Source organism: Pseudorhodobacter sp., from assembly GCF_030452865.1.
Lineage (GTDB): Bacteria > Pseudomonadota > Alphaproteobacteria > Rhodobacterales > Rhodobacteraceae > Pseudorhodobacter.
Map to the genome: position 1 here is coordinate 1 of NZ_JAKDLJ010000175.1, position 7,271 is coordinate 7,271.

Below are 7,271 nucleotides of genomic sequence, written 5' to 3' on the forward strand. Positions count from 1 at the left end.
GGTCTTGGAACACGATCTGCACATCGGTCCGCAGGCTGGCCCAATTGTCGCGGGTGGCCTGTTTGCCGTTCAGTTGGAAATGCCCGCCCGTGGGTTCCTCAATCAACGTGATCAACCGCGCGAGGGTGGATTTGCCGCATCCGCTTTCACCGACCACCGCAAGCGTTTTGCCGGAATATAGCGTGAAACTCGCCTCCGACAACGCGCGCACGACTTGCGGCTTGCGAAACAGCCCACCGCCAACTTCATAGTGGCGGCTCAGATTTTCGGCCTGAATGACGGGCGCATTCATACCTTGGCCTCCTCGGTTGCGTTCAAAGGATAGTGGCAGCGCGCCAAACCCAGTTCCGGCCCGCAAGGTGTCGGTGGTGTACTGCGGCAACGGTCATCGGCATAACTGCAACGGGGCGAGAACAGGCAGCCTTTGGGCCGGTCGAATTGACCCGGAACCACGCCGGGGATTGTCGGCAAAAGCCGCTCGGTCGCGCGTTCGGGCAGGGCTGCCAGCAGGGCGGCGGTATAGGGGTGGTGCGGATGCTCGAACAACTCGCCGACCGGCTGCTCCTCCACTTTTTGCCCCGCATATTGCACCGACACCCGTTCGGCGTTTTCGGCCACCACACCCATATCATGCGTGATCAGGATCAACCCCATGCCGGTGTCGCGCTGCAATCCGGTCAGCAGGTCAAGGATTTGCGCCTGAATCGTCACATCCAGCGCGGTTGTCGGTTCATCCGCGATCAACAGCTTGGGATTACAGGCAATTGCCATCGCGATCATCACCCGCTGGTTCATCCCGCCCGACATCTGGTGCGGAAAGTTGTTCAACCGGCTTTCGGGAGACGGGATGCCGACCAAATCCATCAATTCAATCGCACGTTTTTGCCGCGCCGAACTGTCCATCCCCATATGCAGGCGCAACGGTTCCTTGATCTGATATCCCACAGTAAAACAGGGGTTGAGCGAGGACATCGGTTCCTGAAAGATCATCGCCATGTCTTTGCCGATAATCTTGCGCCGCGCCTTTGGTGTCAGCTCCCGCAAATCCTGGCCCTGAAATTGCAGCACGTCGGCGGTGATCGTTGCCGTCCACGGCAACAACCCCATCAGCGCCAGCATCGAAACCGATTTGCCCGACCCACTTTCGCCGACAATCGCCAGAATCTCGCCCTTGTCGACGGAAACATCCACACCATCCACCGCCCGAAATGCGCCGGAGGCGGTGGTGAAATCAACGCTGAGGTTGCGAATTTCCAAAAGGGACATGGCTCAGCTCCGCTTCAGCTTGGGGTCAAGTGCGTCGCGCAAACCATCACCCATCAGGTTGATCGCCAAAACGGTGATCAGGATGGCCAGACCGGGAAATGTAACGACCCACCACGCGCGCAAGATAAACTCCCGCGCTTCGGCAAGCATGGTGCCCCATTCCGGGGTTGGCGGTTGCGCGCCCATGCCAAGGAAACCCAAGGCCGCCGCATCCAGAATGGCGCTGGAAAACGACAAGGCGCCTTGCACAATTATCGGTGACAGGCAGTTCGGCAGCACGGTGATAAACATCAACCGGGCAAGCCCCGCCCCCGTGGTGCGTGAGGCTGTGACGTAATCCTTCGACAATTCCGACATCACGCTTGCCCGCGTCAGGCGCACATAATGCGGTTGTGAGACGATGGCGATGGCGATCATCGCGTTGGTCAGACTTGGCCCCAGAATCGCCACCAGCACCAAGGCAAGCAGCAAGGACGGGAACGCCAGAATGATGTCCATCACCCGCATGATCAGGGTATCGACCCATTTCGGCGCAAATCCGGCAAAGAGGCCGATCAAAATCCCGCCAGTGGCCGAAATCAGCACAACGACAACACCGACATAGAAAGAATAGCGCGCACCATGCAGCAAACGCGACAGCATATCGCGACCCACCGCATCGGTGCCAAGCAGATACGCCGTGGAGCCGCCCTCCTCCCAGAACGGGGGCTGCAAGAGGTGGTCGCGGAACTGTTCGGTCGGGTTATAGGGTGCGATGAAATCGGCAAAAATTGCCACTGCGACAAAGGCAGCAAAAACCCAAAGGCCAAAAACCGCGCCTCGGTTCTCGCGGAAATAGTGCCAGAATTCGCTTAACCGGCCGGGGCGGACCTGCGTTTCTGCGGCGGCTTGGGTCACATCGGTCATCAGCGTTTCCTGATCTTGGGATTGATAAAGCCGTAAAGCACGTCGACGGTCAGGTTAACGATCATCACCATCACGGCGATCAGCAACAACCCGCCTTGCACAACCGGGTAGTCACGGCGGAAAATGCTGTCGACCATCCATTTGCCGATGCCCGGCCAACTGAAAATCGTCTCGGTCAGAATCGCGCCGGCCAGCAGGGTGCCGACCGACAGACCGATGACCGTGATCACCGGAATCATTGCATTGCGCAGCGCGTGAACGAAATTGACCCCGTAGGGAGAAAGTCCCTTGGCCCGCGCAGTACGAATGTAATCCTCCGACAACACCTCCAGCATCGCCGACCGGGTTTGCCGCGCGATCACCGCCAGCGGGATGGTGCCCAACACGATTGTCGGCAAAATCAGATGGCTGACGGCAGAGGTGAAAGCGCCTTTCTGCCCTGACAGCAAGCTGTCGATCAGCATGAAGCCCGTGACCCTTGGGAAATAGAACAGCAAGCTGATCCGCCCGGATACAGGGGTCAGACCCAACCAACCCGACATGACGATAATCAGCAACAGCGCCCACCAGAAAATCGGCATCGAATACCCGACCAGTGCCGTCGACATCAGCGCGCGGTCAAAGAATTTACCACGGTTCACCGCAGCAATCACGCCCGCAGGCAGACCAAGGGCAACGGCAAGGAACATCGCGCAGATCGACAGTTCCAACGTCGCCGGGAACAACGCAAAAAACTCATCCCAGACCGGCTTCTTCGTCACGAAGGATTTGCCCAGATCACCATGCAAAACGCCGACGATATAATGCCAATATTGCACGATCAGCGGTTGATCAAAACCGAATTGCTGCAACAATTCCTGATAGCGTGCGGGATCGACCCCACGCTCCCCTGCCATCACAGTGATCGGGTCACCCGGCAACACGCGGATAAACGCAAAGGAAATCAGCGTCACGCCGATGAAGGTCGGCAGAAACGTCAGCAGTCTTGAGGCGAAATATTTGAGCATCAGCCGATCACCGTCAGGGTTTTGGGATATTGGGTGAGAGAGATGCATCCACCATCAGTGACCAGCACATCATCCTCGATCCGCACGCCAATTTCATCCGGGATGTAAAGCCCCGGCTCGTTAGTATAGACCGTACCTGCCGCCAGAACCTCATGGTTGCCGCGCATGATATAGGGGGCTTCATGCACATCGCGGCCCAATCCGTGACCGGTTTTGGTGCGGATGTAATCGGCGAAGGGCGATGCCTCCAGCACGGAAATTACCGCATCGTCGATCTGATGCGCCGTGACACCGGCTTTTGTCACCTTGAACCCGGCCAGATTGGCGCGCAGCACGGTGTCATAGACCTGGTGCGCGCGGTCGTCGGCGTGCCCAACAAAGAAGGTGCGGGTTATATCAGCGGCAAAGCCATCCTTGCGACCACCGAAATCAATCAGCAAAGCGTCCCCCGCCTTGATCGCGACATCGCGGGCATGGGCGTGGGGCATCGCGGCATTGCCCGCCGCCGCAACGATAGAGCCGAAGGACAAGCCTTCGGCGCCATTGCGGAACAGGGCGGAGACCAGCAGGCTTTCGATCGCCTTTTCCGTCATGCCAACTTTAACTTCGGCCACGGTTTCCGCCAACGCCGCTTCAGACAGGCGAATGGCACGAGTCAGCGCCGCAATCTCGGCCTCGGTCTTGCACAGCCGCAGACCGGAAATCTGCTTTTCCGCATCGACAATCCGCAATCCCGGATAGGCCGCGGCAAGGGCGTGATGCACGAAAACCCGCATCACCTGACCTTCAACGGCCAAGGATTTCAACGGCAGATGCGCGGCCATGGCCGTGAATGCGTCCGTGTAGCCCACCTGATCGCGCCAATCGAACACCCGGCCTTCGAAACCAAGTTCCGCAAAGGACAGAAGTTCCAGATTGGGGACCAGTGCCACCGGCGCGCCATTGGCCGGGATGATGATGACCATCGGGCGTTCATGGCTGCCGAACCGTGCATTGAACAGCCGCTCAAAGTTGAAACCGGGCACGAGGGCGATGGCATCGACACCAAGATCGCGGGCAACCCGGCGGTGTTCGGCATAGCGGTCAGTCATGGGCGCGTCCCTAATGGCAAACAAGCTGGAAAGAGCAAAGATGCGAAGGGGGCCAGATTGGCCCCCTTCACTTCTTGGAAAGATTACTCTTTCAGATCAACACCGTAGAAGCGAACAGAACCCAGCGGGCTCATGTTGTAGCCTTCGACCTTGGCGCTCATCGGGGTGAAGACGACCGAATGGGCGATGGTATCCCACGGCGCTTCTTCCTTGAAGACAACCTGCGCTTGCTCATAAAGCTTCGCACGCTCCGCCTGATCGGAAATCACCTTGGCTTTCATGATCAGGTCGTTGAAGTCCTTGTTGCACCATTGTGCGCGGTTGGAACCACCGACAGCATCGCAACCCAGCAGCACGGCAAGGAAGTTGTCCGGATCGCCGTTATCGCCGGTCCAGCCCAGAAGCACAGCACCGTCACGGTCCTTCGCCTTGGAACGCTCCAGATACTCGCCCCACTCATAGGAAACGATTTCAACCTTGACACCGATCTTTGCCAAATCTTCCTGCATCAACTCGGCCATGCGGCGACCGTTCGGGTTGTAGGGACGCTGCACCGGAATCGCCCAGATCTTCATCGACAAATCCTTGACACCGGCATCTGCCAGCATCTTTTTCGCCGCTTCCGGATCAAACGGATCATCCTTGACGGCATCATTGTAGGACCACATCGCGGGTGGAATCGGGTTCTTGGCGATGGTGCCGGAGCCTTGGAAAATCACGTCCAGAATGGCTTTCTTGTCGATGGCCATATTCAACGCCTTGCGGACCTCTTTCTTGTCGAAAGGCGGTTGCATGGTGTTATACGCCAGATAGCCGACGTTGAGACCCTCCTGCTCCATCACGTTAAGGCTGGAATCTGCCTTCATCGCCGCCACGTCTGCCGGGTTCGGGTAGGACATGATCTGGCATTCGCCCGCTTTCAGCTTTTGATAGCGCACGGATGCGTCAGTCGTGATCGCAAACACCAGATCATCCAAAGGTGATGCGCCCTGCCAATAATCAGGGTTGGCGGCAAAACGGATCACGGCGTCTTTCTGATAGGCGACGAACTTGAACGGACCGGTGCCAATCGGTGCTTGGTTCAGCATTTCCGGCGTACCGGCAGCCAGCATCGCATCAGCGTATTCTTTCGACACGATAGAGGCGAAATCCATCGCGAGGTTCGCGATCATCGGCGCTTCAGGGCGGTTCAGCACGAATTTCACCGTGTTGTCATCGACCTTGACGATTTCCTTGATCAGGTCGGGCATCGACATGGAGTTGAAATATTCCCAGCTCCCGCCCTCAACCTTGAAATAGGGGTTATCTTCCTTGCGCTGACGGTCAAAGGTAAAAATCACGTCATCGGCGTTGAAATCGCGCGTTGGGGTGAAGCTGTCGCTCGACTGAAACTTCACGCCTTTGCGCAAATGGAAGGTGTATTCCAGACCATCATCGGAAATATCCCAGCTTTCGGCAAGGCCGGGTTTGGTTGCCGTGGTGGTCGCTTCAAATTCGACCAGACGGTCATAGATCGTGCGCGAGGAGGCGTTGAACGTGGTGCCTGCGGTATACAGCGCCGGGTCGAACCCCTCGGGGGAGCCTTCGGAGCAATAGACCATAGTTTTGGCCGAGGCGGTGGAGGCCATCAGTGCGGCGACCATCAGACCCGAAGCCAGTGTTTTCTTCAGTGACATATGTTTTCCCTTCTTGGACAAGTTTTGTTCCCCCCTCCTGCAATTCGATTACATGAAGGAGTTTTTCCGTTTTTCAGGTTTGGTGGTGACCCTTTGCAGTGTTGACCGCTCAACCATCCCCTTCTGAGTCATTGGCGGCAAGCGGAAACCCGCCGCGACCCATTTAGCAATGGTCAAATTATTAGCTCTTGGGTCGAAATGCGCAAGCCCGATTTGGAAACGCGCGAGAACAAGGGCAACATGCCGCGCCACCTCCGGTCCGTCGGTCTGTGCGGTGGTGGAGTAAGAACACAAGCGACAGAGCGGTGGATGGTCTTGGAATTGCATTGAAATCGAGCGGCGGCGGCGACAAAGCCAAGACAGCGATTGATGCCTCGTTGAGAGCGGGATTGATATTATCCCCTTTTGGGGGCTCTACGCGCGGCGCAACCTCAGCGGGCAGGCTTCGGTTTGCGTGCGTGTGTTCTTGACGGCCCCTGCCATCTTCTATCTGGTGTCACTATGATCGAGGGTCGGCTGATAACGCAAAACCCGTTTTCCCTGCCCGCGCTGCACTGGCGCGAGGGCCGTTTTGCACCCTCCGACCTGACACGGCTTGACTACAGCGAAGACCCGCTCGGGCCTGTCAGCGTCACCCTTCCCGCCGATTTATGCGCGGCTGTGCCAAAGCGGCGGGGCGAATACCTGGCGGGGCGCATCTGTGCGGCCTTGGTGTTGCGTGCCGCTGATCTGCCGGAGAGGCTCGGCCAGAAAGGACGTGTGCCGGTTTGGCCGGCGCCTGCCGCAGGCTCCATCAGTCATGCGGGAAACCGGGTCATTGCGGCATTGTCCTGTACGCTTTCCGGGCTTGGGGTCGATTGCGAAACCATTATGCCCACCGCGCAGGCGGAAGAATTGCACGCGATGATCCTGACTGAGGCGGAAGCCGCATTGTGCCCCAGCCCCCTGCCCTTCCCTGCCTTCCTGACGCTGGCTTTCTCGGCCAAGGAGGCGCTTTACAAAGCCCTTTCTGCGCGACTGGACCGGGTGCTGGAATTTCACGATGTCATCCTGACCTGTATTGCCCCGGACCGGCTGCATCTGGCAGTTGACGGGGCATCCTATCAGGCGCTTTACCGGGTGGATTCGGTTGAATGTGTGACACTGGTACAGGTGCCGAAATGAACGCGGTCGCCTCATCCGTCTTGATCTCGTGACCCTGCACCCTCGCGCACGCGCTGCTGGGTCAGAGAGGAACTCGGCCATCCGCCATTCAGCGAATCCCCCTTCCATCGGTTGAGCATTGCGCTGCAAGATACACAGTTTAGCAATCGGTTGCGTAGCAG

The 7,271-nt window shown here is 58.0% G+C and carries 7 protein-coding genes; 1 reads left to right on the forward strand and 6 read right to left on the reverse strand.

The genetic code is table 11. The annotated features are described in order from the left end of the window. From L0H65_RS11220 to L0H65_RS11245, 6 genes are all read right to left on the reverse strand, one after another. Nucleotides 1-292, reverse strand: a 292-nt coding sequence (locus tag L0H65_RS11220) for an ATP-binding cassette domain-containing protein (protein WP_301459065.1), incomplete at its 3' end; no start/stop codon positions are given. Further along, nucleotides 289-1,266 carry an ABC transporter ATP-binding protein gene (locus tag L0H65_RS11225; RefSeq protein ID WP_301459066.1) on the reverse strand — a complete coding sequence of 326 codons (978 nt, stop codon included), beginning with the start codon at nucleotides 1,264-1,266 and terminating at the stop codon, nucleotides 289-291. The genes L0H65_RS11220 and L0H65_RS11225, both read right to left, overlap by 4 nt. Before the next feature lie 3 nt (nucleotides 1,267-1,269). Then, a complete protein-coding gene (locus L0H65_RS11230) occupies nucleotides 1,270-2,172 on the reverse strand; it encodes an ABC transporter permease subunit (RefSeq protein ID WP_301459068.1) in 903 nt (300 codons plus the stop codon). Further along, nucleotides 2,172-3,179, reverse strand: coding sequence for an ABC transporter permease subunit (locus L0H65_RS11235; protein WP_301459069.1), 1,008 nt, complete (start codon nucleotides 3,177-3,179; stop codon nucleotides 2,172-2,174). The genes L0H65_RS11230 and L0H65_RS11235 overlap by 1 nt, the downstream gene beginning before the upstream one ends. Continuing rightward, the gene (locus tag L0H65_RS11240; protein WP_301459070.1) at nucleotides 3,179-4,270 is read right to left on the reverse strand and encodes a Xaa-Pro peptidase family protein; all 1,092 of its coding nucleotides are present in this window, start codon (nucleotides 4,268-4,270) and stop codon (nucleotides 3,179-3,181) included. The genes L0H65_RS11235 and L0H65_RS11240 overlap by 1 nt, the downstream gene beginning before the upstream one ends. A gap of 83 nt (nucleotides 4,271-4,353) precedes the next feature. Beyond that, entirely contained in the window at nucleotides 4,354-5,946 is a 1,593-nt protein-coding gene (locus tag L0H65_RS11245; RefSeq protein WP_301459072.1) for an ABC transporter substrate-binding protein, read from the reverse strand. Between the two features lie 501 nt (nucleotides 5,947-6,447). Between L0H65_RS11245 and L0H65_RS11250 the strand changes: the two genes are divergently transcribed. Continuing rightward, a complete protein-coding gene (locus L0H65_RS11250) occupies nucleotides 6,448-7,110 on the forward strand; it encodes a 4'-phosphopantetheinyl transferase (RefSeq protein ID WP_301459073.1) in 663 nt (220 codons plus the stop codon). Nucleotides 7,111-7,271 lie beyond the last annotated feature (161 nt).

Coding starts and splice junctions, on each gene's coding strand:
- L0H65_RS11245 (WP_301459072.1), bottom strand. CDS start 5,946: ATGTCACTGAAGAAAACACTGGCTTCGGGTCTGATGGTCGCCGCACTG.
- L0H65_RS11250 (WP_301459073.1), top strand. CDS start 6,448: ATGATCGAGGGTCGGCTGATAACGCAAAACCCGTTTTCCCTGCCCGCG.
- L0H65_RS11230 (WP_301459068.1), bottom strand. CDS start 2,172: ATGACCGATGTGACCCAAGCCGCCGCAGAAACGCAGGTCCGCCCCGGC.
- L0H65_RS11240 (WP_301459070.1), bottom strand. CDS start 4,270: ATGACTGACCGCTATGCCGAACACCGCCGGGTTGCCCGCGATCTTGGT.
- L0H65_RS11235 (WP_301459069.1), bottom strand. CDS start 3,179: ATGCTCAAATATTTCGCCTCAAGACTGCTGACGTTTCTGCCGACCTTC.
- L0H65_RS11225 (WP_301459066.1), bottom strand. CDS start 1,266: ATGTCCCTTTTGGAAATTCGCAACCTCAGCGTTGATTTCACCACCGCC.